Origin of the sequence: Herminiimonas fonticola (assembly GCF_040395855.1) — a bacterium.
Classification (GTDB): domain Bacteria; phylum Pseudomonadota; class Gammaproteobacteria; order Burkholderiales; family Burkholderiaceae_D; genus Oxalicibacterium; species Oxalicibacterium fonticola_A.
Genome location: NZ_JBEBPO010000013.1, coordinates 1 through 26,200, shown reverse-complemented (window position 1 = coordinate 26,200; position 26,200 = coordinate 1). Strand labels below are relative to the sequence as shown.

Below are 26,200 nucleotides of genomic sequence, written 5' to 3'. Positions count from 1 at the left end.
GACGGGGAAAAGCATGAGCAAGGATTATCAAGTCATCACATCGGATATTGTTGACTATATTCGGCAAATGAAACCGCTGATTCCGGGAACCATGAAAGGTTTTTACGAGATGTCAGCGGCGGCAAGCGCCGATGGTGCGCTTGAAAAAAAGACCAAGGAATTTATTGCGTTGGCAATCGGTGTGGCGATTCGTTGCGATGGATGCATAGGTTTTCATAGCAAGGCGCTGCGTGATCTGGGCGCGACCCGCAATGAAGTTGCCGAAGTGCTGGGCATGGCTGTGTATATGGGCGGCGGCCCTTCGCTGATGTATGCAGCGGATGCCTTGCGTGCATATGACCAGTTTGCTGCAGCCAGTTGAATACCAGGGAGAGCGCATGACAGTATCAATCAAGAAGGTGGCACCGCAGAACATGCAGGTTGAGCAGGCGTGTTTGATTCTCGATGTGCGTACCGAGGCCGAGCATGCGATGACAGCGCTGCAGATGCAACATATTCATTTGCCGCTGGATCGGCTGCAGGCATGCGAATTCATGCGTGAGCAGCAGCTGGATGGCGCCACGCCGCTTTACGTTCTGTGCGCTGCGGGTGCGCGTGCGACGAAGGCGGCCGAGATGTTTGCACAGGCCGGTTTGCACAATGTGCACGTCATTGAAGGCGGCATCGTCGCGTGTCAGGCGGCTGGATTGCCGTTGATTATCCGTCCGGGCATGTCGCTGGAACGGCAAGTGCGGATTGTCGCCGGCAGCCTGGTATTGCTCGCTTGCGCGCTGGGTACATGGGTGCATCCAGGATTTTACGGCGCAGCGGCAGTGGTTGGTGGCGGACTGGTGTTTGCCGGCATTACCGATTGGTGCGGGATGGCAATGCTGCTTGCAAAAGCACCGTGGAACAAATCATCGAAGCGGAATTGACTGGCTGGATTATCCTACTGATTCTGGATCATAATCTGTCCTGCATATGGAGCAGTCAAATGTTTGAATGAGCGGGTATTTACCGCAGGCACGTGCTCCCGATGTGCGATGTACTTCCAATAAATATGATCCAGGGGAGCAGTCAATATGGAGCGAGCGCGACGAGCTTCTGCCTTGTTTTTCATCAGCCTTTTATTGACGGCTTGTTCGACAATGGATACGGCGTCGACCAAGCATGGTGAGGTCAAGGGCGCTTCCATCAGCGGCAGGGAAATGGGGCAGTCCGATACCAATCGCATTGCCACACTTGGGATGCAGAGCAATCTGGATAGTCTCTATCTGCTGATGGCAAAACTGTACCGGCGCAATCCTGCAGAATGGAAAAAGACTGCCGCCAGTCGCGATGAAAGCATCAAGCGCGTGCGTGATGCAATTGAACAGCGGCAGCCGTGGCCGGGATTGCAGGGGCAGCGCGATATCAGGGCCCTGTCGCTGGCGCTGGCGCCGGAGTTCAGCGGCGATCGCGTGGCGGCGTTTATTTATGCCTCTGCCGACATGATTATTACCGCGCACGATGGCAAGACGGAATTCTTTCTGGTCGATGGCCTGGATGCCCAGCATGTGTACAACGCTGCACGCAATATCGAAATTGCCGTCTGGCTGTTGGGTAACCGCCGCAATACCGAAGGCAAGGTTTTGCTGCTGTCCGACGACATGGGCGAGGCCGGACGCAATCTGAGCTTCGAGCGCGAATTCGGCAAGATCGTCGGCCGGCTGGATTTGCTGGCAGCTTTCGTTACCGAAAAATACCGGCGCGCCGGCATCAACTATGTACAAAACATGATAGGCGGATCGTTCCTGCAGTTTCTGCCGGTGCGATGATGAGCGGGCATATGCATTTGCTGCACATGCCGCTCACCACTCATTTATCTCTCGCTTGCAGGCTCAAATTGCTTCAGCATGCTCGACCAGCAACTGGACTCGGGTTCTGCCATTGAATTCATTGGCATCCAGCCGGTAGGCAACTCTGGCCGTGGCGGGAAGCGAATCGATATGGCCGAACCAGATGGCGTCGAATTGCTGGCCGTCTTTTTCCACCGTCAGTTTCAGATGTCTTTCCTTCAGAATCCGCTGATTGACCACGCGGAACTCGTCGCAAAACAGTGGCGGTGCAAAGCCTTGCCCCCACACTTGCGCTGCCATCAATTCAATGAATTGCGTGGTGAAGTAGGCTGACTCCAGCGGACCGTCGGTTTCAATCACGCGTTCCAGCTGATTCTTGCTCAACCAGTTTTTGCCCACCGCTTCAAATGCCTGGGTGAATGCATCCAGCGATTCTGCGCGTATTGTCAGGCCGGCCGCCATCGCATGCCCGCCGAATTTATCGATCAGCGTGGGCGCATGTTTGGAGACCAGATCCAGCGCGTCACGCAGATGGAAGCCGGCAATGGAGCGGCCGGAACCCTTGATCCAGCCGTCGCCGGCATCGGCGAAGGTGATCGTCGGACGGTAGAACTTGTCTTTCAGGCGCGAGGCAACGATGCCGATCACGCCCTGGTGCCAGCTGGCGTCGAAGATGCTGATCGTGGTGCTGTCGTGCGGATCGAATTTTTCCAGCAACAGGAGGGCGGTGTCCTGCATGTCGGCTTCTATCGTGCGGCGTTCGCGATTGATTTCATCGAGCTGCTGCGCGATCGCCCAGGCGCGGCCTTCGTCGTCGGTAGTCAGACATTCGATGCCGAGCGACATGTCGGACAGGCGGCCGGCGGCATTCAGGCGCGGGCCCAGTGCAAAACCGAGATCGAAAGGCGAAGCGCTGCGCGCTTCGCGTCCGGCCGCACGGAACAAGGCGGCGATGCCTGCATGCATGCGGCCGGCGCGCATGCGCTTCAAGCCTTGCGCTACCAGGATGCGATTGTTGGCGTCGAGCTTGACGACGTCGGCCACGGTGCCGAGCGCCACCAGATCGAGTAGCGCATCCAGCTTGGGCTGCGTCTGCGCATCGAAGATGCCGCGTTTGCGCATCTCTGCGCGCAAGGCCAGCAGCACGTAAAACATCACGCCGACGCCCGCCAGATTCTTGCTCGGGAAGCCGCAATCCGGTTGATTCGGATTGACGATCACGCGTGCCTTGGGCAGCGTGTCGGCGGGTAAGTGGTGATCGGTGACAACGACGTCGATGCCGCGCCGGTTGGCTTCGGCCACGCCGTCTATGCTGGCGATGCCGTTATCGACGGTGATGATGATATCCGGCGCTTTCTCGCGCACCGCGAGCGCCACGATTTCCGGCGTCAGGCCGTAACCGTATTCAAAGCGATTCGGCACGATGAAGTCGACGATGGCGCCCATCGCGCGCAAACCGCGCAAGGCAACTGCGCAGGCAGTGGCCCCGTCGCAATCGTAATCGGCGACGATGACCAGTTTCTTTTTGTCGGCAATGGCATCGGCCAGGAAAACGGCGGCGACATCGATGTGCAGCAAACCGGGTGGCGGAATCAGTGCGCTCAGTTCGCTCGTCAGTTCTTTCAAGTCGAGCAGGCCGCGCGCTGCGTACAGACGCGCCATGACCGGATGCACGCCGCTCTGGCGCATGCGTTCGGCGTCGCGAAACGGATAGGGGCGGGTAGTGATGCGCGTCATGATGCGAGCCGGGCGAGCGAAGGTTTGCGCCAGAATTTGCGCAACGACGATTTGCCGACCGAGAAACTGGAACAGGCGGTGTTGTGGCTGATCGTGATCATCAGTTTGTCGAGCTGGCCATTCTTCAACGCATCCAGCAGCGGCGCAAACCATGCTGCCTCCATCGCCTGAAAGCGTGCCAGCCATTCCGACCAGTCGCCGGCCATCGCGGGCTCGATCAGCTTATCAAGCACCAGCAAGCCATGTTGCGGTTTGGCATTGATTACATCTGCGGATGAAGTGATTGCGATCTGTCTGGTAGCGTGTGCCGCAAACGGTTTTTGCGCATTCTTGAAAGTGAACGTTTCTTCAATTTTATTCTGTGTGCTCGCGACGTCGCTGGAAGCGCCGCCCCACAGCCAGATCGAATTGACCGGTTTCAGGCCACGGGTTTCGCGCTGTTCGTTGATTGCATGTGCATGCCAATGCATCTGGATTTCGTTTTGCAGCCGGCGCCAGTCGCGCTCATGCGGCCCTTTCGGCATCCAGATGTCGATGTTGTGCCCGCAGGCGGCATCGGGGGTGGATGTCTGCAGTGCAGACCAGTCGTCGGCGCGCAGAAACCATGTCTGTGCATCGCCGTAACGCAGTGTTTTGCCGGATTCTTCAAAGAGCGCTTGTGCAAGAGCGAACAGGGCGCGTGCATCGGCTTCGGATAATTGCAACTGGCGTGGATCGGTCAGCACCAGATGATCGCGCGCGATATGCAGATGCACGGGTTGCAGGATGAACCATACGCCAGTGTCAGCCGGCAGAGCCAGCGTCTGCATGGCTTTGACCGCCAGCGCCGGACTGGTATTGGCATCAGGCTGAACAGGGCCGCCGAATTGCCGTGCCAGCCAGTATTCATGCGGCAAGGCACGGGAAAAACCGTCGGATACATGTCGTTCCGCGACGCCGGCGCGCGCCAGCAGTGTGGCCAGCGCCGGCATGTTCAGTTCACGCAGCAGATCGCGCGCCATTTCTGCCGGCGGCATGGCAAAGGGTAGGAGGAGTTCAAGTTGAGTCATGCCGCGATTGTAGGGCAATTGCGCAATCTGCCGCCATCGGGATCGCCGTGCCGTTGTCAAAACTTGTGATTCGCAGTGCCGGTATTTGAATCAGTATTGATGCCGGCATGGAACGCAAGCCGATGTCGGATAGTCCATGCATAGGCACGCTTGCCGGTTTTCATCGCTGTGCTTTGCTGGCGCACGATAATGTATGGCAAACTGCGTGCTGCATTCAGGAGCCTTCATTGAGCATTATAAAAAATCTATCTTTCGAGTGGCTGGTCGGCATACGCTACACGCGCGCCGGTCGCCGTAGCGGTCGCAACAGTTTCATTTCATTCATCTCGCTGATTTCGATGGCCGGCATTGCGCTGGGCGTGGCGGCATTGATTATCGTGTTGTCGGTGATGAACGGTTTTCAAAAGGAAGTGCGCGATCGCATGCTGTCGGTGCTCTCGCATATAGAAGTATTTGAACCCTATGGCGGCTTGCCGGACTGGCAAACCACTGCGCGTGAAGCTTTCATGAACAAGGAAGTGCGCGGTGCAGCGCCTTATGTCGATGCGCAAGCGATGATGACGCGCGATGAAACGCTGCGCGGGGTTGCTGTACGCGGCGTGCTGCCGGATGAAGAACCCAAGGTGTCCGATGTCGCATCGCAGGTCAAGGAAGGCAGTTTGCATGATTTGCGCTCCGGCGAATTCAATATCGTGCTGGGCAATGAACTGGCACGCAGCATGAATGCGCGATTGGGCGACAAGGTGACGATGATTGCGCCGCAAGGGCAGGTCACGCCGGCCGGTGTGATTCCACGGCTCAAGCAGTTTACGGTGGTCGGCATATTCGATTCCGGGCATTTTGAATACGACTCGACGCTGGCTTTCATCCATATCGATGATGCGATGAAAATGTTCAAGCTGAACGCACCATCCGGTTTGCGTCTGAAAATAGAGGACATGCAGCGCGCGCCGCAAGTAGCGCTGGATTTGTCGCGCACCCTGAGCGGCGATGTATTGATACGCGACTGGTCCAAACAGAACCGCAACTGGTTTGCCGCCGTGCAGACCGAGAAGCGCATGATGTTCATCATCCTGACGCTGATCATTGCGGTGGCTGCATTCAATCTGGTCTCGACACTGGTGATGACGGTGACTGACAAGCAGGCCGATATTGCCATCCTGCGCACGCTGGGCGCATCGCCCGGCTCCATCATGAAAATCTTCATGATCCAGGGTGCGCTGGTGGGCTTGATCGGCACCGCGATAGGCGTAGGTGGCGGGGTGCTGATTGCTGCCAATATCGACGTCATCGTGCCTTTCATCGAACGCATACTGGGCGTGCAGTTCCTGCCCAAGGATATTTATCTGATCAGTTCGCTGCCATCCGATTTGCGCTGGCCCGATGTATGGACCATAGGCGGCGTGGCGGTAGTGCTGGCATTTCTGGCGACGCTGTATCCAAGCTGGTGGGCTGCTCGCGTAAAACCTGCGGAGGCATTGCGTTATGAGTGAACATGTACTGGCTTGCCGCGATCTTGCGAAGACTTTCACGCAAGGAAAATACGCGGTCGATGTATTGAAAGGCATCAACCTGGATATCGTCAGGGGCGAACGGGTAGCAATCGTTGGTGCTTCTGGTTCGGGCAAATCGACGCTGCTGCATTTGCTCGGCGGGCTGGATACGCCGAGCGCCGGTTCGGTGACTTTGCAGCATCAGGATTTTGCCAGCCTGGATGAAAAGACGCGCGGCAATCTGCGCAATCGATCGCTGGGTTTCGTGTATCAATTCCATCATTTGCTGCCGGAATTTTCGGCCCTGGACAACGTCGCGATGCCGCTGATGATACGGCGCATACCGCGTGAGCAGGCACATGAAACGGCGCGCGCGATATTGGCGCGTGTCGGTCTCGAACATCGCGTCACGCATGTGCCGGGTGAATTGTCCGGCGGTGAACGTCAGCGCGTTGCGCTGGCGCGCGCGCTGGTGACGCAACCGGCTTGTGTGCTGGCCGATGAACCGACTGGCAATCTGGATCGCCACACGGCGCAAAAGACTTTTGACCTGATGCTGGAGTTGTCTCGCACACTGGGCACGGCATTCGTGATCGTCACACATGATATCGAACTGGCGACGCATTGCGACCGCATCCTGCGTTTGTCGGAAGATGGACTGCAGCCTTATAGCGATTGAATTTATCCCGTGTCTGGATCGATATGAATGATGTCCGCGTCTGCTTCCATCGTTTGATTGCCGTTCACTGATATGTGGATCGATACGCACTGTCATCTGGATGCGGCAGAGTTTGCGGCTGAAGAAGATGCTGTTGCGGCGAGCGCGTTGCAGCAAGGTGTGACGATGATCGTGATACCGGCGGTCGCGCGCGATAATTTCGCCACGGTCGCAGCGCTGGCACACAAGCATGTCAATTGCACGTACGGGCTCGGCATCCATCCGATTTTCGTGCCGCAGGCGCAGGAAGGCGATCTTGCCGCCATGCGCGTAGCGGTCGAGGTAGCGATGAACGATCCCCGTTTTGTTGCCATCGGTGAAATCGGTCTGGACTTTTTTGTCCCTGCATTGACGACACCAGCCATGCGTGAAAAGCAGGAATTTTTCTACATCGAACAACTGAAAATCGCGCGCGATTTCGGTTTGCCGGTATTGCTGCATGTACGCAAATCGCAGGACAGTATCTTGAAGTACCTGCGGCGCATCAAAGTCGCGGGCGGCATTGCGCACGCATTCAACGGCAGTGTTCAACAAGCTGAAACTTTCATCGATCTGGGATTCAAGCTTGGCTTCGGTGGCGCCATGACTTTCACCCGTGCATTGCAGATTCGGCGTCTGGCGGCGACTTTGCCGCTTGCATCCATCGTGCTGGAAACGGATGCGCCGGATATTTCTCCTGCCTGGCTGCATCCGCAACGCAATAGTCCTGAGCAATTGCCGCGCATAGGTCAGATCCTGGCCGAGCTGCGCGATATGCAGGTTACGGCGATTGCGGAAATCACGTCTGCCAATGCGCTAGCCGCGATGCCGCGACTGGCTGCCATCACGTAAGCCACTGATGCGCAGCGCGATCGTCGGCTTTGTCGTCGGTGCCGCATGGCTGCAGATGCAAGCGTCGCTGCCGCATTATTTCATCATCGCTTTTTTATTCGGAGCAGCATGCCTGCTGGCAGCGCTTGCCCGTCGCAGCTCTGCGTATCAGTTCAGGATTCCCTTGTTTGCAGGGATGGGAGCACTGCTGGGTTTCGTGTGGGCGGCGCTGTTTGCACAGTATTACCTGGCTGCGGAATTGCCGAAAAACCTGGAAGGCCAGGACATCAGGGTAGTCGGCACGATAGACAGCATGCCCAGCTATTTCGAGCGCGGTGTGCGTTTCAATTTTGCAGTCGAAAAGGTGTTGGGAGCGGAAGGTGCTGCGCCTGTCATTCCTGAGCGACTGGCCTTGTCCTGGTATTCGGCTTTCCATGCAGATGAGATACAACAGCTTGCCGACGTTCAGCCCGGCGAACGCTGGCAATTGTCCGTGCGCCTGCGTCGTCCGCATGGCAACGCCAATCCGCATGGTTTCGATTACGAAATGTGGTTGCTCGAGCAAAATATTCGGGCGACTGGCTATATTCGTCCCGATTCAGCCGATCTGAAGAATGTGCGGCTGAATAATTTCGTCTTCAGTTTTAACAATGTCGTTGAACGTTGCCGCAGCCGCTTGCGCGAGCGGGTGCAGAATATTCTGCGTGATAAGCCTTATGCCGGTGTAATCGTGGCGCTGGTGGTGGGCGATCAGCGCGCCATCAGCCAGGCGGATTGGACCGTGTTCAATCGAACGGGCATCTCGCACCTGATTTCGATTTCAGGCCTGCATATAACGATGGTGGCCGCCTTGTTTTCCGGGTTGATTTTTGCGCTGTGGCGGCGCTCGTTTTTTACGGCTGTGCGTTTGCCGCTGATCCTGCCGGCACAAAAAGCGGCCGCATTGGCCGGCATGCTGGCGGCGACTATTTACGTATTACTGGCAGGTTCGGGTGTGCCGGCGCAACGTACGCTGATCATGCTCACGGTAGTGGCACTGGCCTTGTGGTGCGGACGCATTACCAGCGTGTCGCATGTGCTGTGCCTGGCTTTGGGTCTGGTGGTTTTGTTTGATCCGTGGGCGGTGCTGGGCCCGGGTTTCTGGTTGTCGTTTGCTGCGGTGGCGGTCATTTTGTATGTCAGCGTCGGACGGGCCGCTGCAAACGGAGATGCGGAAAAGCCGCGTTGGCGAACCGCATTGAAGAGCGCCACATTGACGCAGTATGCGGTGACGCTGGGTTTGGTGCCGTTGACTGTTTTACTATTCGGCCAGGCATCGCTGGTGAGTCCGCTGGCCAATGCCGTGGCGATTCCGCTGATCAGTTTTCTGGTGACGCCGCTGGCGCTGCTCGGCAGTGTATTGCCTGCTCCGCTGTCGATCTGGTGTCTGGGCCTTGCTCATTTCCTCGTGGCCGAATTGGCGCAGGTGCTGAACTGGCTGAGCGGATTTTCGCTGGCAGTGTGGACGGTGCCGATTCCGGAATGGTGGATGTTTGCACTGGCGCTGCTTGGCACGATCTGGATGCTGGCGCCGCGCGGCTGGCCGGCACGCTATCTCGGACTGTTCGCCTGGTTGCCGCTGGTGTTGAATACGCCTGTGCATCCGCGTGCGGGAGAAATGTGGGTGACGGCATTTGACGTCGGGCAGGGCATGGCGCTGCTGATAGAAACCGAACAACATCGTTTTCTATATGATACCGGCCCGTCTTATTCGCCGGAGTCGGATGGCGGCAATCGCGTGATCCTGCCTTATCTGCGCGCACGCGGTATCAACAGGCTGGATGGCATGATGATTACGCACAGCGATACGGATCATGCCGGCGGTGCCTTGTCGATCCTGAAGGAAATCAAGGTTGGACGCGTCTCATCTTCGCTGCCACTGGAACATCCGATCATACGCGCTGCGCCGCTGCATGAGCGCTGTATCGCCGGACAATCCTGGCATTGGGATGGCGTCGATTTTGCGGTATTGCATCCGACGGCGGCCAGCTATGACAGCGAAAAATGGAAACCGAATGCCCGTAGTTGCACCTTGAAAGTGACGCTGAACGGACAGACTATCCTGCTGCCCGGTGATATCGAAGCAGTGCAGGAAGCCGAACTGATTGCAGACAAAGGCGCTGAACTGGCGGCGGACGTGCTGCTGGCGCCACATCACGGCAGCGGCACCTCATCGACACTGCCATTCCTGCAGGCGGTACAGCCGCAGCTGGTCTTGTTTCAGGTCGGTTATCGCAATCGGTATCGCCATCCCAAGCAGGAAGTCTTCGAGCGCTACGGGGAATTGGGTATTCGGCGTTTGCGTAGCGACGAGGCGGGCGCGATTTTCCTGCGTTTCGGTTCGGCGATAGAGGTCAGTGAATATCGCCAGCAGCATGCCCGTTACTGGTATGGGCGATGAGCATGGACATAATCTGCGTTTGGCTCTCGGCAAAGTGAGCAGGCATGCGCGTTAGGTGCGATTTGCAAAAATGCCAGTTTAAATTCCTCTGCAAAGGTCGGAGAAAGCAGGGGTTTGGGGTATAATTTGAATTTCCCGCACGTGCCGTTCGGCACCTTCCGTAATGACCAAGTTTGTATTCGTAACTGGCGGTGTTGTGTCTTCCCTTGGCAAAGGGATTGCCGCCGCCTCTCTCGCCGCGATTCTTGAATCCCGCGGCCTCAAAGTAACCCTCCTCAAGCTCGATCCGTACATCAACGTCGATCCCGGCACGATGAGCCCATTCCAGCACGGCGAAGTCTTCGTGACCGAAGACGGCGCCGAAACTGATCTCGATCTCGGTCACTATGAACGTTTCATCACTGCGAAAATGCGCAAGGTGAACAACTTCACGACCGGCCAGATTTACGAATCGGTGATCCGCAAGGAGCGTCGTGGAGAATATCTGGGCAAGACGGTACAAGTCATCCCGCATATCACCAATGAAATCCAGGAATATATCAAGCGCGGCGCTGAAGGTTTTGACGTCGCTCTGGTGGAAATCGGCGGAACTGTCGGCGATATCGAATCGCTGCCTTTCCTCGAAGCGGCGCGTCAGCTCAGTCTGCGCGCCGGCCGCAACGCGGCTGCCTTCGTCCATCTGACGCTGGTGCCGTATCTGGTATCGGCAGGCGAATTGAAAACCAAGCCGACCCAGCACAGCGTGCAAAAACTGCGCGAAATCGGTATTTCGCCGGATGCTTTGCTGTGCCGTGCCGACCGCCCGATTCCGGACGATGAACGTGCCAAGATTTCGCTGTTCTCGAACGTCCAGGAAGAAGCCGTTATTTCGGTCTGGGATGCAGATACGATTTACAAGATTCCGCAAATGCTGCACGACCAGGGCCTGGATCGCATCGTCTGTGAAAAACTCGCCTTGTCGCCGAAGCCGGCTGATCTGTCGGTCTGGACCAAACTGGTGCATGCGCTGGAAAATCCCAAGCATAGCGTCACCATCGGTATGGTCGGCAAGTATGTCGATCTGACTGAGTCGTACAAATCGCTGACTGAAGCCTTGCGTCACGCCGGCATTCATACCGAAAGCCGTGTCAATATCGAATATCTGGACTCCGAAGAAATCGAAGTCAATGGTCCGCAATGCCTGGCCAAGTACGATGCGATTCTGGTACCGGGCGGTTTTGGCAAACGCGGCGTGGAAGGCAAGATTGCCGCGGCCCGTTTTGCACGCGAACACGCGATTCCTTATTTCGGAATCTGCCTGGGCATGCAGGTGGCGCTGATTGAATATGCACGCAATATGGCTGGCCTGACCAAGGCGAACTCGACCGAGTTTGATCCGGATACCGAGCAACCGGTAGTGGCCCTGATCAATGAGTGGCAGAACCATGACGGCAAGGTTGAGCGTCGCGATCTGAATTCCGATCTGGGCGGCACCATGCGCCTGGGTTCGCAAACCTGTTCGGTCAAACCGGGCACGCTGGCGGCAGAAATTTATGGCAATGAAGTAACCGAACGCCATCGCCATCGCTATGAAGCGAACAATCATTATCTGAGCCGTGTTGAAGATGCGGGTCTGGTCGTGTCGGCACGTACGCCGACCGAATCGCTGTGCGAAATCATGGAATTGCCGCGTACAGGCGAGCATGCACATCCCTGGTATGTCGGTGTGCAGTATCATCCTGAGTTCAATTCCACGCCCCGCGATGGACATCCTTTGTTCATTTCGTTCATCAAGGCGGCACTGGCGCACAAACAGGCTGAAGAGTCGAAAAAAGTGGCATGACGCGTCAGCGGCTCGGGCCTGTCATTCATTGACGGTCTTGCGAGTCGCTGCAGTCGAGCCAAAATCGTTATCAAGAAATTTGCTGATTAGGGAGAAATAGATGAGTGCAATTGTTGACATCATAGGCCGTGAAATTATCGATTCACGCGGCAATCCAACCGTCGAATGCGATGTGTTGCTGGAATCCGGCGTCATGGGTCGTGCGGCTGTGCCGTCCGGCGCGTCGACCGGTTCGCGTGAAGCGATCGAATTGCGCGATGGCGACAAGAGCCGCTATTTCGGCAAGGGCGTACTGAAAGCCTGCGAAAACATCAATACCGAAATTTCCGAAGCCATCATGGGTCTGGATGCCAATGAACAAGCTTTCCTCGATCGCACCCTGATCGATCTCGACGGTACTGAAAGCAAATCACGCCTGGGCGCAAATGCAACGCTGGCAGTGTCGATGGCGGTGGCAAAAGCTGCGGCTGAAGAATCCGGCTTGCCGCTGTATCGCTACTTTGGCGGTTCGGGCGCTATGCAGATGCCGGTACCGATGATGAACGTCATCAACGGCGGCGCGCACGCCAACAACAATCTGGACTTGCAAGAGTTCATGATCATCCCGGTCGGTGCACCGAGCTTCCGCGAAGCGATTCGTTACGGCGCTGAAGTGTTCCACACGCTGAAAAAAATCATCAACGACAAAGGCTTGCCGACTTCGGTAGGCGATGAAGGCGGTTTCGCACCATCGGTTGAAAATCACGAAGCGGCGATCAAGCTGATCCTGCAGGCGATCGAACAAGCGGGCTACGAGCCAGGCACGCAAATCGCGCTGGGCCTGGATTGCGCGGCCAGCGAATTCTACAAAGACGGCAAATATCAGCTGCACGGCGAAGGCTTGACGCTCTCCAGCGCCGACTTCACCAATCTGCTGGGCACCTGGTGCGACAAATATCCGATTATCTCGATCGAAGACGGTATGGCCGAAAACGACTGGGAAGGTTGGGCGACACTGACCAACGCGCTGGGCAAGAAAGTGCAATTGGTTGGCGATGATCTGTTTGTCACCAACACCAAGATTTTGCGTGAAGGCATACAGAAAAACATCGCCAATTCGATCCTGATCAAGATCAACCAGATCGGTACGCTGACGGAAACTTTCGCCGCCATTGAAATGGCAAAACGCGCAGGTTATACCGCCGTAATCTCGCATCGCTCGGGTGAAACCGAAGATTCGACGATTGCCGATATCGCTGTCGGTACCAATTCGCTGCAGATCAAGACCGGTTCGATGTCGCGTTCCGACCGCATGGCAAAGTACAACCAGTTGCTGCGCATAGAGGAAGATCTGGGCGATATTGCCAGCTATCCTGGCCGCAATGCGTTTTACAATCTGAAGTAAATCCATATCGGTCATGCAGCCTTGCTGCATGACCGGATTTGCCATGTAAATGTCCGATGCGCCTCATCATTCTCTGTCTCGCAGCGCTGGTAATGCTGATTCAGTTCCCGCTGTGGCTGGGGAAGGGCGGCTGGCTGCGCGTATGGGATCTGGATCAGCAAGTGATCGCTGCACAAAAGAAGAACGATGAATTAAGAGCGCGCAATGCGAAACTTAATTCCGAAGTGCAGGATTTGAAGGAAGGTACCGGCGCCGTCGAAGAGCGCGCCCGTTACGAACTCGGCATGATCAAGGAAAACGAGATTTTTGTTCAGGTCCTCGATCCGAACAAGAAATCAACTTTCGTTTCCATTCCCCCCCCCAAGATCGAACCAAAAGAAAAACGCTGAGGAAATTTTCTCTGGCGTTTCTCTGATGTGTTCTTCGACGTTTTCTCCGATTTTCGCTTGTGTTTCAAGGCTTGCTTGATGGCCGGTGGCCGATCAAGAAAAGCCGGAACAAGAGGCACTTAATGCTTGTGCGGACTGGCTGAAATCAGGGTTTCCACTGGCGATTCGGTTGCGAACAGGTGAGCGCAATCCACCGGATCGAACTCATAATGCTGGCCGCAGAAATCGCAATCGACGGCGAGCTTGCCCAAATCTTCCAGTGCAGAATCCACTTCTGCCTGACCGAGCATTTTCAGCATATTGCCGACTTTTTCGCGTGTGCAGCTGCACAGGAAATGCGGATGCTGCGGCTCGAACACACGGATGGTTTCTTCCCAGAACAGACGGCGCATCAGGGTTTCGACATCGGTTGAAACCAATTCATCCTGACGCAGGGTAGAGGCCAGCATCACCGAGCGATCCCAGGTTGCCAGATCGTTTTCTCCAGTCGGTGCGATGCCGCCTTCATGCGGCAGCTTTTGCAGCAACAGGCCACGCGCAGCCTGATCGTCGGCCGCCAGCCACAGTCTGGTATCGAGCTGTTCCGAACGCAGCATGTAGTTCTCGATCACGGTGGCAACGCTGTCGCCATCCAGTGGAACGATGCCCTGGTATGCCTGCTGACCGGGCAATTTATCCTTGGGGTCGAGCGTGATGACAAAGCGGCCTTCGCCTTTTGCGTTCACCAGTTCCGGCAGCGTGGCGTCGTCGCTGATGACAGCATCGTCTGCCAGCTTGGCGGTGGCGCGCAGATTCAGATCCGAATCGCATTCGACCACCAGCAAGCGCAAGGGACCATCGCCATAAATCTGCATGACGATGGCGCCGTTGAATTTCAGATTGGCCGACAGAAGTGCCGCTGCCGACAGCATTTCACCGAGTACGGTTTTTACCGCAGCGGGATAATCGCGCCGTGCCTGTACATGCTTCCAGGTGTCGGAAACATCGACCAGTTCGCCGCGCACGGTGGCGTCCTCGAACACGAATTTATGCAAAGTATCTGCCATGCTTATCCTATTTTCTTCAGTGTATTTTTAAAGTCGCGACTGCGTGTCACGTAGCTATCGGCAATGCGTTGCAGATTGGCGACGTCGCTGTCGTTCAATGTTCGTATCGCCTTGGCAGGAGCGCCTATGATCAGCGAGTTATCGGGGAATTCCTTGCCTTCGGTGACTAGCGCGCCAGCACCGACGAGGCAATTTTTGCCTATCTTCGCGCCATTCAGGATGATCGCCTGTATGCCGATCAGCGAACCTGCGCCTACCGTGCAGCCGTGCACCATCGCCTGATGGCCGACGCTGACGTTGTCGCCCAGCGTCAGCGGAAAACCGGGGTCGGCATGCAATACGGCGCCTTCCTGCAGATTGCAGTTTTCACCGATCGTGATGTCTTCATTGTCGCCGCGCACAGTAACCTGAAACCAGACGCTGGAATTGGCCTTGATGGTGACGCGCCCGACGATCGTTGCCGAATCGGTAATGTAGGCGGAAGCGTCAATGTCGGGAGCGTGTTCGCCTAATTGGTAGATAGCCATGAGTTCAGTAAAATGAATGGTTGCCGGTCTATCTCCTGACCGGATGCAATTGAGTCAAATGGGGGCGAATACCGGAATTGGAAGGCTTGCTTCGCTGGTATCTGTCGCACTTCGACCTGCAAAGGCATTATTTTACGTTACCCAGATGAATAGTCCTGTTTCCCATTCCCCTGTTGTCGATATTCGTGAGTTGCGCATGCTGGCCCTGCACTGGGCCGGCGTCAGCGATCCTGCATGCAAGGCCGACGGCGTCATTGCCATGGCGGATGCCTGGCGGGCACAAACGCTGCATCTGGATACGCTTGGCTCATTATTTCCGCAGCAAGCGATACCCGGTCGTCCGGCGTTGCCGGAGCTGATTTCTCCCAAGTTCGTCAAGCATAGATCGATGCGTACAGTGGAGGGACGTGCGGCGCTGATCCATGCGCTGACGCATATCGAATTCAATGCCATCAATCTGGCGCTGGATGCAGTGTGGCGCTTTGCCGGGATGCCGGCTGCTTACTACGCAGACTGGTTGCAGGTTGCGGGTGAAGAAGCGCTGCATTTTTCGCTGCTGTCTGCGCATTTGCAAACACTGGGTTATCAGTACGGCGACTTCCCGGCGCATAACAGCATGTGGGAAATGGCCGATAAAACCAAGGACGATATTCTGGCGCGCATGGCACTGGTGCCGCGCACGCTGGAAGCGCGTGGTCTCGATGCCACGCCATTGACGCGCGCCAAGCTGGCGCAGGCCGGGGATCAGGCGGCGGCAGAGATTCTGGATATTATTCTGCGCGATGAAATCGGCCACGTGGCAATCGGTAACCGCTGGTACAACATGCTATGCGATATACGCGGACTTGACCCCATCTCGCGCTACGCAGAGCTGGCGTTACAATACAAGGCGCCGGTATTGCGCGGCCCCTTTAATCTGGAGGCAAGACGGGCGGCAGGTTTTAGCGAACTTGAATTGGACACCTTGCTGCACGAGCCACTGTAAAGGGTTTCTTTTTTGTCATTGTTACACCTTGTTACTGCATGGATGAAACTTGATTGAAAGTTCATAGTCATATGGAAAGATTGCGGTTCAGGCAATCGAATGCGCTAAGAATGCAAGCTAAGCTGACTTGGGAATTGTTGGTTTAAGGCATTTTTTTCGTATAACTTCACTAAAAGGGAAAATCATGAATGCAAGCAAAACTCTTACTTCCATACTCGCAGCGAGTTTGTTGATCGTAGGTCTGGCCGCCTGCCAGAAAAAAGAAGAAGTCGCTATCGATAAAGGCACGGCAGAAAGCGTAGGCCAAAAAGTTGATCAGGCTGCTGCTAGCGCAGGACAAAAAATGGACGACGCAGCCGCCAAGGTGGCTCAGGAAGCTGAGAAAGCCAAGACTGAAATTAGCCAAGGTGCGGCCAATATGACAGATGCAGCCGGCAAGAAAATCGAAGAAGCCGGTGTAAAAATGCAGGATGCGGCCAAAGACGGCAGCAAGTAAATATGCATCCCCTGGCGCGTCTATGGTCGACGATCATAGACGCGCTTTGTTGTTTACCGCTGGATTGAAAGAAGCCGATATTCAACAAAATTTTCATGCGTATTTTTTTGATGCGTGTGACTCTCTTGCAGAACGCAAGGCGATCAGGCCAAGTTTTCCCATGGCAGGTAAAATATCTGCTCGTCATGCATGATGTTTTGCCACGCGTGCATTCCTATCGTTACCGTTTTCTATCGCCTTGCGCATGAAGCTTTCGCATTCTGAATTTATCCCACTCCGTGGCATGCAATATCACATCCGGCATTGGGGCGATCAGCGTGCGCCCATGCTGTTCATGCTGCATGGCTGGATGGATGTGTCGGCTTCCTTCCAGTTTCTGGTGGATGCGCTGCAGCGCGACTGGCATGTGATTGCACCGGATTGGCGCGGCTTCGGTTTGAGCGAGCGTACTGCATCGCCTTACTGGTTTCCCGATTATCTGGCTGATCTGGATGCAATCCTCCGGCATTACTCGCCTGAACAGGCAGTCAATTTACTGGGCCATAGTCTGGGTGCGAATGTGGCAGGCATCTACGCCGGTGTACGCGCAAGCCGGATACGCAAGCTCGTCATGCTGGAAGGATTCGGCATGTCGGTGACGCAAGCAGACGAAGCACCGGCACGTTATGCAAGTTGGCTGGATCAGGTACAAGGCACACCCAGGCTGCACAGTTATGCAACGGTTGACGGGGTTGCTACGCGTCTGCAAAAAAACAATCCGCGCCTCAGCAATGAGCGGGCGGCATTTCTGGCGACCCACTGGGCGGCGCAAAATGAGCATGGCAATTGGGACATATTGGCCGATCCGTGGCACAAGTTGCCGAATCCGAATTTGTATCGCGTCGATGAAGTGATGGCTTGCTGGCAGGCGATTACGGCACCGACACTGTGGATAGAGGCCGCCGATAGCGAACTATTGCGAAGAATGGGGTCGAAAGAAAGTGCGCGTACAGAGATCGAACGTCGTATTGCTTATCTGCGCAATGCCACCATTTTGACAGTACAGGATGCGGGGCACATGTTGCAGCATGATCAACCGGAAATCGTGGCAGACGCCGTTGAGAAATTTCTCGATTAGTCGTGCCGGCATTCATTTTGCATTGCAGCAAATCACATCTATACGCGTACAATCGCACCATATTTCTATTTTTGAAATAATTTGAACAAAACGAATATGCTCAACGCTGATCTTCATTGCCACTCCAATTTTTCCGACGGAACCTTGCCGCCGGCAGACTTGGCTGCGCGTGCGAAGGCGCATGGCGTGGATATCTGGGCAATGACGGATCATGATGAAGTGAGCGGTATTGCAGAAGCGCGCGTCGCTGCGACAGCACTGGACTTGCCGTTTGTGGCTGGAGTGGAGATTTCCATTACCTGGGCTGCGCAGACCGTACACATCGTCGGTTTGCAGATCGATGAAAAAAATCAGATGCTGGTGCAAGGGCTTGCAGCCACGCGTGGCGGTCGTGAACAACGGGCACGTGAAATTTCCGCACAACTGGAAGCGGCAGGGATTCCAGGTGCATTTGAAGGTGCGCTCAAGTTTGTCGGCAATCCCGACCTGATTTCCCGTACCCATTTCGCCCGTTACATTATTGAATTGGGTTTGAGCAAGGATTTGCACGACGTCTTTGCCGACTATCTGGGTGAAGGCAAGCCGGGTTTTGTGCCGCATCGCTGGGCGACCCTGCAGAACGCAGTGGAATGGATACGCGGCGCTGGTGGCGTTGCAGTGATTGCACATCCGGGGCGCTACAAATTCAGTGATCTTGCATTCGATGCCCTGTTTCAGGAGTTCAAGGATCTCGGCGGTGCCGGCATTGAAGTGACTACCGGCAGCCACACTGTCGATCAATACGACTATTACGCGAAAGTGGCAAAGACTTACGGCTTTCTGGCGTCGCGCGGCTCCGATTTTCACGGGCCGGGCGAATCACGCATTGATCTCGGCATGTTGCCGCCTTTGCCGCACGGTGTGACACCTGTCTGGCACAACTGGTAATTGTCAGTAGGTTTGATCCATTCTGGCGATCGAAATTCAGGCGCTGAGACTGATCTTGCATTATTCTTGCACTCTTGAAATTTGTGCCTATGGCCTTATTTATCAAACGCGATTAATTCCTCTGGAGACTATTGAATGAAACGAATTTTCCTCTTCGTTGCAACGAACATTGCCGTCATTGCGGTGATGTCTATCGTGTTGTCGTTGCTAGGCGTGGATCGCTTTATTTCACAAGCCGGCTTGAACCTGCCTATGCTGCTGGTGTTCTCGCTGGTGGTCGGTTTTACCGGCTCCATCATCTCGCTGTTGATCAGCAAGCCCATGGCGAAATGGTCGACCGGCGCACGCGTTATTACGGCGCCATCGTCGAGCACCGAGTTGTGGCTGATTGATTCCGTGCGCAAGTTGTCCGACCGCGCCGGTATCGCGATGCCGGAAGTTGCGGTCTACGACGGCGAGCCGAATGCATTTGCTACCGGTGCATTCAAGAATTCTGCGCTGGTTGCCGTATCGACCGGTTTGCTGCAAAGCATGACGAAGGAAGAAGTGGAAGCCGTGCTGGCGCATGAAGTAGCCCACGTCGCCAACGGCGATATGGTGACGATGACGCTGGTGCAAGGCGTGGTGAATACCTTCGTCGTATTCCTGTCGCGTGTGGTTGGCTACTTTGTGGATAGGGCGCTTTCTTCGCGCGACAACAACAATAACGGCGGTCAGGGCATCGGTTATACAATCACGGTGCTGGTCTGTCAGGTGGTGTTCGGCATTGCGGCGTCGGTGATTGTTGCGTGGTTCTCGCGTCACCGCGAATTTCGTGCTGATGCCGGTGCGGCAAAATTGCTGGGCAGCCCGCAACCGATGATGAAGGCGCTGGCGCGTCTGGGTGGCATAGAGCCAAACAGTCTGCCGGAAGGCATGGCCTCGATGGGGATCAATGACAAGCCCGGTTTTGCCGCCTTGTTCTCCAGTCATCCACCTATCGAGCAGCGGATTGCCGCACTGCGCAGCATGCAATAAAGCGGTATTCGTCTTTAATCAGGAAGGCATACGGCGGCGATCTGATGGTTGCCGCCATTCTTATTTTTTATGAGCCAATTTTTTCAGATTCACCCGGAAAATCCGCAGGCGCGCCTGATCAGTCAGGCTGTGGAAATCATCAAAGGCGGCGGCATCGTCGCATTGCCGACTGACTCCTGTTATGCGCTGGTATGCCGACTTGACGACAAGGATGCCGTGACGCGCTTGCGACGGATACGCAATGTCGACGACAAGCATCATCTGACTTTGCTGTGTCGCGACCTGAGCGAGATCTCCCAGTATGCGAAAGTCGATAATCAGCAATACCGCCTGCTGAAAGCCGCAACGCCTGGCGCCTACACCTTTATTCTGGAAGCGACGAAAGAAGTGCCGCGTCGTCTGAGCCATCCATCGCGCAAGACGATAGGTTTGCGCGTGCCGGAAAACCGGATTGTGCATGCGTTGCTGGAAGAACTGGCGCAGCCCTTGCTCGGTACTACACTGATTCTGCCGGATGAAGACGAACCACTGACCGATCCCGAAGACGTGCGTGATCGCCTGACCAAAGTCGTTGATCTGATTATCGATGGCGGCGCCTGCAGTTTTATACCGACGACCGTCATTGATCTGACCGGCCCCGAGCCTGTGCTGCAGCGGCAGGGACGCGGCGATGCTGCACCGTTCGGCCTGTAAGCGATTGACCTGTCAATGCCGACCCATGTATTGGGCAGGCGGCGATTCCCTGGTACTTGCTGCCGCTTCTGCAGCAAGTACGCTCTCCGATTGCTTTGCCTGCCGCAGCAAGCTGCAGCGCTCCCTCTGATAAAATCCTGTCCATGAACGATCTTATTCAAACCTTTGCCGTTTATGCGTTGCCGATTGTGCTGGCCATTACACTGCACGAAGCGGCGCATGCGTATGCGGCCAAATATTTCGGCGACACGACGGCGTATGCACAAGGCCGCATGAGTCTGAACCCGATCAAGCATATCGATCCGATCGGCACCTTGCTGATTCCTATCGTGCTGTATTTTGTCGGCAGCCCCTTCCTGTTCGGTTATGCGAAGCCGGTGCCGGTCAATTTCGGCAATCTGCGTAATCCGAAAAAACAAATGGCCTTTGTTGCACTGGCAGGGCCGGCGGCGAATCTTGTGATGGCATTCGGTTGGCTGGTATTGGGCATACTTCTGCATGCCGCCAATGTGGGAGAAGAATTCTTCATGCGCATGGCGCAAGCCGGTGTCCTGACCAATCTGGTTATTTTCGCCTTCAATCTGTTTCCGGTTCCACCGCTGGATGGCGGGCGTATCATGACCAGTCTGCTGCCGCATAAATACGCCTATAAATTTGCGCAACTGGAACCGTACGGCTTTTTCATCGTGCTGGCACTGATGTTTCTGAAGGTGCTGCATTACTGGATGGTGCCGGTGATGACGATTGCAAAAACCGGTTTGGTGTTACTGGTTTCCCCTCTTACTTTTTTATTGAACTGAACTATGTCTATTGATCGCGTTGTTTCCGGTATGCGTCCTACGGGCGCGATGCACCTTGGCCACTATCACGGTGCACTGAAAAACTGGATCAAATTGCAATCCGAAGTGCCTTGTCTTTTTTTCGTCGCCGACTGGCATGCCCTGACGACGCATTACGACGATCCGAGCATTATCGAAAGCAGCACCTGGGAAATGTTGATTGACTGGCTGGCAGCCGGCATCGACCCCGCCAAATCGAGCCTGTTCATTCAATCGCAAGTCATCGAACATGCCGAATTGCATTTGCTGCTGTCGATGGTCACGCCGCTGGGCTGGCTGGAACGTGTGCCGACGTACAAGGACCAGCAGGAAAAATTGTCGGAACGCGATCTCGCGACTTACGGTTTCCTCGGTTATCCCTTGCTGCAGGCCGCCGATGTGCTGATTTATCGCGCGACGCAGGTGCCGGTGGGTGCCGATCAGATTCCGCATATTGAAATGATGCGCGAGATCGCACGTCGTTTTAATCATCTGTACGGCAAGGAAAAAGGCTTTGAAGAAAAAGTCGCTGCAACCCTGCAAAAGCTGAGTGGCAAGCAAGCGAAGCAATACAAGGAATTGCGCACGACTTATCAGGAACAGGGCAATGCCGAAGCGCTGGGCTGGGCCAAAACCCTGCTCGATAGCGTGCAAAGCATCAGCGCTACAGATCGCGAACGCCTGTTCGGCTATCTGGCTGGAACCCGCAAACAGATTCTGCTCGAACCGCAGGCACGCCTGACTGAAGCATCGCGTATGCCAGGGCTGGATGGGCAGAAAATGTCCAAGAGCTACGGTAATTCGATTACCTTGCGCGAAGACAAAGAGAGCCTGACGAAGAAAATTCGCACGATGCCGACCGATCCTGCGCGCGTGCGTCGTACCGATGTCGGCGATCCGGAAAAATGCCCGGTGTGGCAGTTGCATCTGGTGTATTCCGATGCGCCGACTAAGGAATGGGTCGTTAAAGGCTGCACGTCGGCCGGTATCGGCTGCCTCGAATGCAAGCAGCCGGTGATTGACGGCGTATTGAAAGAGCAGGAGCCGATGCGCGAACGCGCACAGAAATATATCGATGATCCGTCGTTGGTGCGCGCCATCGTTGCCGACGGTCGCGACAAGGCACGTGCGCTGGCGCAGGAAACCATGCGTGAAGTGCGCGATGCAATGGGTTTGGGTTACAGGTGATGACTTTGCCAGGCTCCAGCGAAATGGTGCATGCAGGCATGGAGTGCGCGTCGGCGTGGGTAACACGTTTTGCGCATCTGATTCCGCCTGGTGAAGTGCTGGATCTGGCATGTGGTGCCGGGCGGCACAGCCGCTTGCTGGCAGGGCAGGGCCATTCCGTACTGGCAGTAGATCGCAATGCCGAGTCGCTGGCGCTGGCAGCAGGTGCCGGCATCCAGACCCAGCAGACGGATCTGGAAACCGGTAATCCCGGGCAGGACTGGCCGTTTGCCGCGGATCGTTTTGCCGGCATTGTCGTGGCGAATTATCTGCATAGACCTCTATGGACAGTCTTGATGAGCAGTCTGGCGTTGAACGGCATTCTGATTTATGAAACCTTCGCGCTGGGAAATGAGCAGTTTGGCAAGCCGTCGAATCCGGATTTTCTGCTGCGGCACGGAGAATTGCTCGAAATCGCTCGTGAACACGATTTGCAGGTAATCGCCTATGAGGACGGTTACGTCAATAATCCCAAGCCAGCCATGGTGCAAAGAATCTGCGCGATCAAGAGCAGGCTCAGACCGGCGCCGGAAAATCTTCGTTTAATTTGATCTTCATTAGCAGCAAGACTGCACCATACAAGCGGGTGATCCGCTACAATCTAATAATCTCCAATTTTTCGTTCACACTATTATGATTCAGGGCAGCATAGTCGCAATCGTTACTCCCATGCACGCTGACGGCTCACTCGATTTGCCGGGACTGCGCAAATTGATCGATTGGCATATCGCAGAAGGCACCGACGGCATCGTGATCGTCGGCACTACTGGCGAATCGCCGACCGTTTCGGTTGATGAACATTGCGAGCTGATCCGCGTCGCGGTCGAGCATACGGCCAAGCGCATACCGATTATTGCCGGTACCGGCGGCAACTCCACCTCGGAAGCGATCGAGCTGACCCAGTTTGCCAAGGATGTCGGTGCGGACGCGTCGCTGCTGGTCGTCCCTTATTACAATCGTCCGACGCAAGAAGGCATGTATCAGCATTTCAAGAAAATCGTTGAAGCAGTCGATCTGCCGGCGATTCTTTACAATGTGCCGGGCCGTACCGTGGCCGATATGTCGAATGAAACCATCCTGCGTCTGGCGCAGATTCCGGGCGTCATTGGCGTCAAGGATGCGACTGGCAACATCAGCCGTGGCATTGAGCTGATGCGCTTGCGACCAAAAGGCTTTTCCGTCTATTCCGGCGACGATGCTACTGCAATGGCCTTGATGCTGTGCGGTGCGAACGGCAATATTTCGGTGACGGCAAACATCGCGCCACGCGGCATGCATCAATTATGCGATGCGGCGATAAACCAGCGTGTAGCGGAAGCGGTCGCCATCAATAACAAGCTTGCTCCCTTGCATAACAAGCTGTTCATCGAACCGAATCCGGTGCCTTTGAAATGGGCGATGGCGGAAATCGGCCTGATTCCATCCGGCATGCGCCTGCCTATCGTGCCGCTGGCAGCGGAATACCACGATATCGTGCGGGCGGCGATGCGTGAATCGGGTGTATTACAATAAACCCCGATTTAACGGAAGCGACACTGGCCGCTGAACAGACTTTTTAAGTATTCATATTATTACTCGGAAGATTTCTTACATGGCTCAAAGCAGCTTCGCAAAACGTGGAATGATTTACGTGCTCGCGCTCACCGGCCTGGCTGGATGCAGCTCCATCAGTTCAATACTGGAACCGGGTCGTATCGATTACAAAAGCGAGGTCAAGAAGACGCCTACGCTGGAAATCCCGCCAGATCTCACTCAACTGCAACGCGAAAATCGCTATGCACTGCCGGACTCAAATCGCGGTACGGCAACGGCATCTGCGTACAACGCGCAGCAGGGAACGCGTCCGGCCGAGCAGGCCGCGGCGGTTGCTCCGAAAGCCTTGTCCGATGTGCGCGTAGAGCGCGACGGTTCGCAGCGCTGGCTGGTCGTCAATCAGACGCCTGAAGCACTGTGGCCGCAGATCAAGGACTTCTGGCAGGACAATGGTTTCCTGATCAATCTCGATGCGCCGCAATCCGGTGTGATGGAAACCGATTGGGCAGAAAATCGTGCCAAGATTCCACAGGATTTCATACGCAATTCACTCGGCAAGATTTTCGATTCGCTGTATTCAACCGGCGAGCGTGACAAATTCCGCACTCGTCTGGAACGCCGCGGCGATGGTGCAACGGAGGTTTATGTCAGCCATCGCGGCGCTGAAGAGGTGCTGACCGGTTCGGACAAGGAAACCACCGTCTGGACCGCGCGTCCTTCCGATCCGGATCTGGAAGCCGAATTCCTGTCGCGCCTGATGGTGCAGCTCGGCGTTGAGGGCACGCGAGCCAAAGCGGCTGTTGCAAATGTCGTGGCGCAATCGTCACGTGCAAAATTGGTCAAGAATACTGCCGGCAACTATGTGCAGGTAGAAGAGAGCTTCGATCGTGCATGGCGTCGTGTTGGCCTGGCATTGGATCGTGTCGGCTTTACCGTCGAAGATCGTGATCGTACGCAAGGCCTGTATTTTGTGCGCTACGTCGATCAGGGCGATGATGCAAAAACTACCGAGAAAAAAGGTTTCTTCGGTAATCTGTTCACCTTCGGTTCCAAGGCTGAGAAAGACAAGGCCGCTGCCAAGTATCGCGTGTCAGTACAGGGGACTGCTGATTCGAGCAAGATTTCCGTGTTGAATAATGAAGGCAAACCGGAAGTTTCCAAAACCGGTGAAAAGATCCTCACTTTGTTGAATGAGCAATTGAAATAACGTTTGTGTATGGATGCGACTGACGAGGTCTGCGCTTGAAATTTGCCAGCCTCGGCAGTGGCAGTGAAGGAAACGCCTTACTCATTTCTACCCAATCCGGCACGACACGCACGACGGTCATGCTGGATTGCGGCTTCGGCATTCGGGAAACCGAGCGGCGTCTGGCAAGATTGCAGATGCTGCCTGGCGACCTTGCCGGCATTATTGTCACGCACGAACATCAAGACCATGTAGGCGGCGTATTCAAGTTTGCGCGCCGTCATCGTCTCCCGGTCTGGCTTACTTTCGGCACTTATCAGGCAATTCGCACTCAGTGTGATGATGTGGCTTTTCATTTTTGCCGTGATGGCGAAGCGTTTGCCATCGGCGACCTGCAGCTTTTTCCCTACACCGTTCCGCATGATGCGCGCGAGCCCGTGCAATATGTTGCCAATAATGGCAGCTTGAAGCTGGGTGTTCTGACCGATGCGGGCCATGCGACGCCGCACCTGATTAGCGCTTTGAGTGCTTGTGATGCCTTGCTGCTGGAATGTAACCACGACAGGCAGATGCTTAGTGACTCCGCATATCCGGCTTCGCTCAAGCAGCGGATTGGCGGCGATTATGGTCATTTATCCAATCAGACTGCGGGCGAGATATTGCATGCGTTGGATAAATCCAGGCTGAAGTGTGTGGTCGGTGCACACCTGAGTCTTAAAAACAATACTTCAGAACTTGCGCGCACGGCACTTGCCAGCGTGATGGAGGGACGGGCAGAAGTGAGCATTGCGTGCCAGGAAGATGGCTTTGATTGGGTGGATTTGACACATCGGTGATGAGTTGCAATATGCGGACATAAAAAAAGCCGACCATCAGGTCGGCTTTTTCATTCAGAAATAATCTGAATTATTTAGCTGCTGGAGCTTCAGCTGCTGGTGCTGCAGGAGCTGCTGGAGCTTCTGCTGCTGG

27 protein-coding genes are annotated in these 26,200 nt (G+C 55.4%); 23 read left to right on the top strand and 4 right to left on the bottom strand.

Translation table 11 applies throughout. The annotated features are described in order from the left end of the window. The first annotated feature begins 13 nt into the window (after window positions 1-13). From ABWP27_RS03415 to ABWP27_RS03405, 3 genes are all read left to right on the top strand, one after another. Window positions 14-361: a carboxymuconolactone decarboxylase family protein gene (locus tag ABWP27_RS03415; RefSeq protein WP_353153408.1), complete on the top strand. Its 348-nt coding sequence runs from the start codon at window positions 14-16 to the stop codon at window positions 359-361. Between the two features lie 16 nt (window positions 362-377). Continuing rightward, window positions 378-914, top strand: a complete 537-nt coding sequence (locus ABWP27_RS03410; protein WP_353153406.1) for a rhodanese-like domain-containing protein — start codon at window positions 378-380, stop codon at window positions 912-914. Between the two features lie 213 nt (window positions 915-1,127). Continuing rightward, complete coding sequence (locus tag ABWP27_RS03405; protein ID WP_353153404.1) at window positions 1,128-1,796, top strand: hypothetical protein; 669 nt, start codon at window positions 1,128-1,130, stop codon at window positions 1,794-1,796. 63 nt (window positions 1,797-1,859) lie between these two features. Here ABWP27_RS03405 and recJ read toward each other — a convergent pair whose 3' ends face one another. Both recJ and ABWP27_RS03395 read right to left on the bottom strand, forming a co-directional pair. After that, window positions 1,860-3,554 carry a single-stranded-DNA-specific exonuclease RecJ gene (recJ, locus tag ABWP27_RS03400; protein WP_353153402.1) on the bottom strand — a complete coding sequence of 565 codons (1,695 nt, stop codon included), beginning with the start codon at window positions 3,552-3,554 and terminating at the stop codon, window positions 1,860-1,862. Next, window positions 3,551-4,603 (bottom strand): hypothetical protein, encoded by a 1,053-nt coding sequence (locus ABWP27_RS03395; RefSeq protein WP_353153400.1) that lies wholly within the window; start codon window positions 4,601-4,603, stop codon window positions 3,551-3,553. The genes recJ and ABWP27_RS03395 overlap by 4 nt, the downstream gene beginning before the upstream one ends. A 227-nt stretch (window positions 4,604-4,830) precedes the next feature. Between ABWP27_RS03395 and ABWP27_RS03390 the strand changes: the two genes are divergently transcribed. The 7 genes from ABWP27_RS03390 to ftsB all read left to right on the top strand — a co-directional run bounded on the left by ABWP27_RS03390 (window position 4,831) and on the right by ftsB (window position 13,659). After that, window positions 4,831-6,096: a lipoprotein-releasing ABC transporter permease subunit gene (locus ABWP27_RS03390; RefSeq protein WP_353153398.1), complete on the top strand. Its 1,266-nt coding sequence runs from the start codon at window positions 4,831-4,833 to the stop codon at window positions 6,094-6,096. Next, window positions 6,089-6,775, top strand: a complete 687-nt coding sequence (gene lolD, locus ABWP27_RS03385) for a lipoprotein-releasing ABC transporter ATP-binding protein LolD (RefSeq protein ID WP_353153396.1) — start codon at window positions 6,089-6,091, stop codon at window positions 6,773-6,775. The genes ABWP27_RS03390 and lolD overlap by 8 nt, the downstream gene beginning before the upstream one ends. 72 nt (window positions 6,776-6,847) lie before the next feature. Continuing rightward, entirely contained in the window at window positions 6,848-7,645 is a 798-nt protein-coding gene (locus tag ABWP27_RS03380) for a TatD family hydrolase (RefSeq protein WP_353153394.1), read from the top strand. 7 nt (window positions 7,646-7,652) lie between these two features. Beyond that, window positions 7,653-10,064 carry a DNA internalization-related competence protein ComEC/Rec2 gene (locus tag ABWP27_RS03375; RefSeq protein WP_353153392.1) on the top strand — a complete coding sequence of 804 codons (2,412 nt, stop codon included), beginning with the start codon at window positions 7,653-7,655 and terminating at the stop codon, window positions 10,062-10,064. A gap of 163 nt (window positions 10,065-10,227) precedes the next feature. Next, entirely contained in the window at window positions 10,228-11,886 is a 1,659-nt protein-coding gene (gene pyrG / locus ABWP27_RS03370) for a CTP synthase (protein WP_353153390.1), read from the top strand. Window positions 11,887-11,986: 100 nt separating this feature from the next. Then, window positions 11,987-13,270: a phosphopyruvate hydratase gene (gene eno / locus ABWP27_RS03365; protein WP_353153388.1), complete on the top strand. Its 1,284-nt coding sequence runs from the start codon at window positions 11,987-11,989 to the stop codon at window positions 13,268-13,270. A gap of 56 nt (window positions 13,271-13,326) precedes the next feature. Continuing rightward, window positions 13,327-13,659: a cell division protein FtsB gene (gene ftsB / locus ABWP27_RS03360; RefSeq protein WP_353153386.1), complete on the top strand. Its 333-nt coding sequence runs from the start codon at window positions 13,327-13,329 to the stop codon at window positions 13,657-13,659. A 119-nt stretch (window positions 13,660-13,778) separates the two neighbouring features. On the opposite strand, the gene hslO is transcribed toward ftsB, so the two are convergent. Further along, window positions 13,779-14,705, bottom strand: coding sequence for an Hsp33 family molecular chaperone HslO (gene hslO, locus ABWP27_RS03355; RefSeq protein ID WP_353153384.1), 927 nt, complete (start codon window positions 14,703-14,705; stop codon window positions 13,779-13,781). 2 nt (window positions 14,706-14,707) lie between these two features. Beyond that, window positions 14,708-15,232: a gamma carbonic anhydrase family protein gene (locus ABWP27_RS03350; protein WP_353153382.1), complete on the bottom strand. Its 525-nt coding sequence runs from the start codon at window positions 15,230-15,232 to the stop codon at window positions 14,708-14,710. 145 nt (window positions 15,233-15,377) lie between these two features. Here ABWP27_RS03350 and ABWP27_RS03345 point away from each other — a divergent pair, with 145 nt between their 5' ends. The 13 genes from ABWP27_RS03345 to ABWP27_RS03285 all read left to right on the top strand — a co-directional run bounded on the left by ABWP27_RS03345 (window position 15,378) and on the right by ABWP27_RS03285 (window position 26,067). Next, window positions 15,378-16,217 carry a ferritin-like domain-containing protein gene (locus tag ABWP27_RS03345; RefSeq protein ID WP_353153380.1) on the top strand — a complete coding sequence of 280 codons (840 nt, stop codon included), beginning with the start codon at window positions 15,378-15,380 and terminating at the stop codon, window positions 16,215-16,217. Window positions 16,218-16,401: 184 nt separating this feature from the next. Next, complete coding sequence (locus ABWP27_RS03340) at window positions 16,402-16,713, top strand: hypothetical protein (protein ID WP_353153378.1); 312 nt, start codon at window positions 16,402-16,404, stop codon at window positions 16,711-16,713. A 22-nt stretch (window positions 16,714-16,735) separates the two neighbouring features. Then, window positions 16,736-16,906 carry a hypothetical protein gene (locus ABWP27_RS03335; protein WP_353153376.1) on the top strand — a complete coding sequence of 57 codons (171 nt, stop codon included), beginning with the start codon at window positions 16,736-16,738 and terminating at the stop codon, window positions 16,904-16,906. Between the two features lie 51 nt (window positions 16,907-16,957). After that, window positions 16,958-17,830, top strand: coding sequence for an alpha/beta fold hydrolase (locus tag ABWP27_RS03330; protein ID WP_353153374.1), 873 nt, complete (start codon window positions 16,958-16,960; stop codon window positions 17,828-17,830). 96 nt (window positions 17,831-17,926) lie between these two features. Further along, entirely contained in the window at window positions 17,927-18,757 is an 831-nt protein-coding gene (locus ABWP27_RS03325; protein WP_353153433.1) for a 3',5'-nucleoside bisphosphate phosphatase, read from the top strand. Between the two features lie 135 nt (window positions 18,758-18,892). Beyond that, on the top strand, window positions 18,893-19,774 hold the full coding sequence (gene htpX / locus ABWP27_RS03320; protein WP_353153372.1) for a protease HtpX: 882 nt from the start codon (window positions 18,893-18,895) through the stop codon (window positions 19,772-19,774). A 69-nt stretch (window positions 19,775-19,843) separates the two neighbouring features. Continuing rightward, a complete protein-coding gene (locus ABWP27_RS03315; RefSeq protein WP_353153370.1) occupies window positions 19,844-20,467 on the top strand; it encodes an L-threonylcarbamoyladenylate synthase in 624 nt (207 codons plus the stop codon). A gap of 143 nt (window positions 20,468-20,610) precedes the next feature. After that, window positions 20,611-21,267, top strand: a complete 657-nt coding sequence (locus ABWP27_RS03310) for a site-2 protease family protein (RefSeq protein ID WP_353153368.1) — start codon at window positions 20,611-20,613, stop codon at window positions 21,265-21,267. 3 nt (window positions 21,268-21,270) lie between these two features. After that, window positions 21,271-22,473, top strand: a complete 1,203-nt coding sequence (locus tag ABWP27_RS03305; protein ID WP_353153366.1) for a tryptophan--tRNA ligase — start codon at window positions 21,271-21,273, stop codon at window positions 22,471-22,473. After that, window positions 22,473-23,063 carry a class I SAM-dependent methyltransferase gene (locus ABWP27_RS03300; protein ID WP_353153364.1) on the top strand — a complete coding sequence of 197 codons (591 nt, stop codon included), beginning with the start codon at window positions 22,473-22,475 and terminating at the stop codon, window positions 23,061-23,063. The genes ABWP27_RS03305 and ABWP27_RS03300 overlap by 1 nt, the downstream gene beginning before the upstream one ends. An 82-nt stretch (window positions 23,064-23,145) precedes the next feature. Beyond that, window positions 23,146-24,024, top strand: a complete 879-nt coding sequence (gene dapA / locus ABWP27_RS03295; protein WP_353153362.1) for a 4-hydroxy-tetrahydrodipicolinate synthase — start codon at window positions 23,146-23,148, stop codon at window positions 24,022-24,024. 79 nt (window positions 24,025-24,103) lie between these two features. Continuing rightward, on the top strand, window positions 24,104-25,252 hold the full coding sequence (gene bamC / locus ABWP27_RS03290) for an NlpB/DapX family lipoprotein (protein ID WP_353153360.1): 1,149 nt from the start codon (window positions 24,104-24,106) through the stop codon (window positions 25,250-25,252). 35 nt (window positions 25,253-25,287) lie between these two features. Continuing rightward, a complete protein-coding gene (locus tag ABWP27_RS03285) occupies window positions 25,288-26,067 on the top strand; it encodes an MBL fold metallo-hydrolase (RefSeq protein WP_353153358.1) in 780 nt (259 codons plus the stop codon). Window positions 26,068-26,200 lie beyond the last annotated feature (133 nt).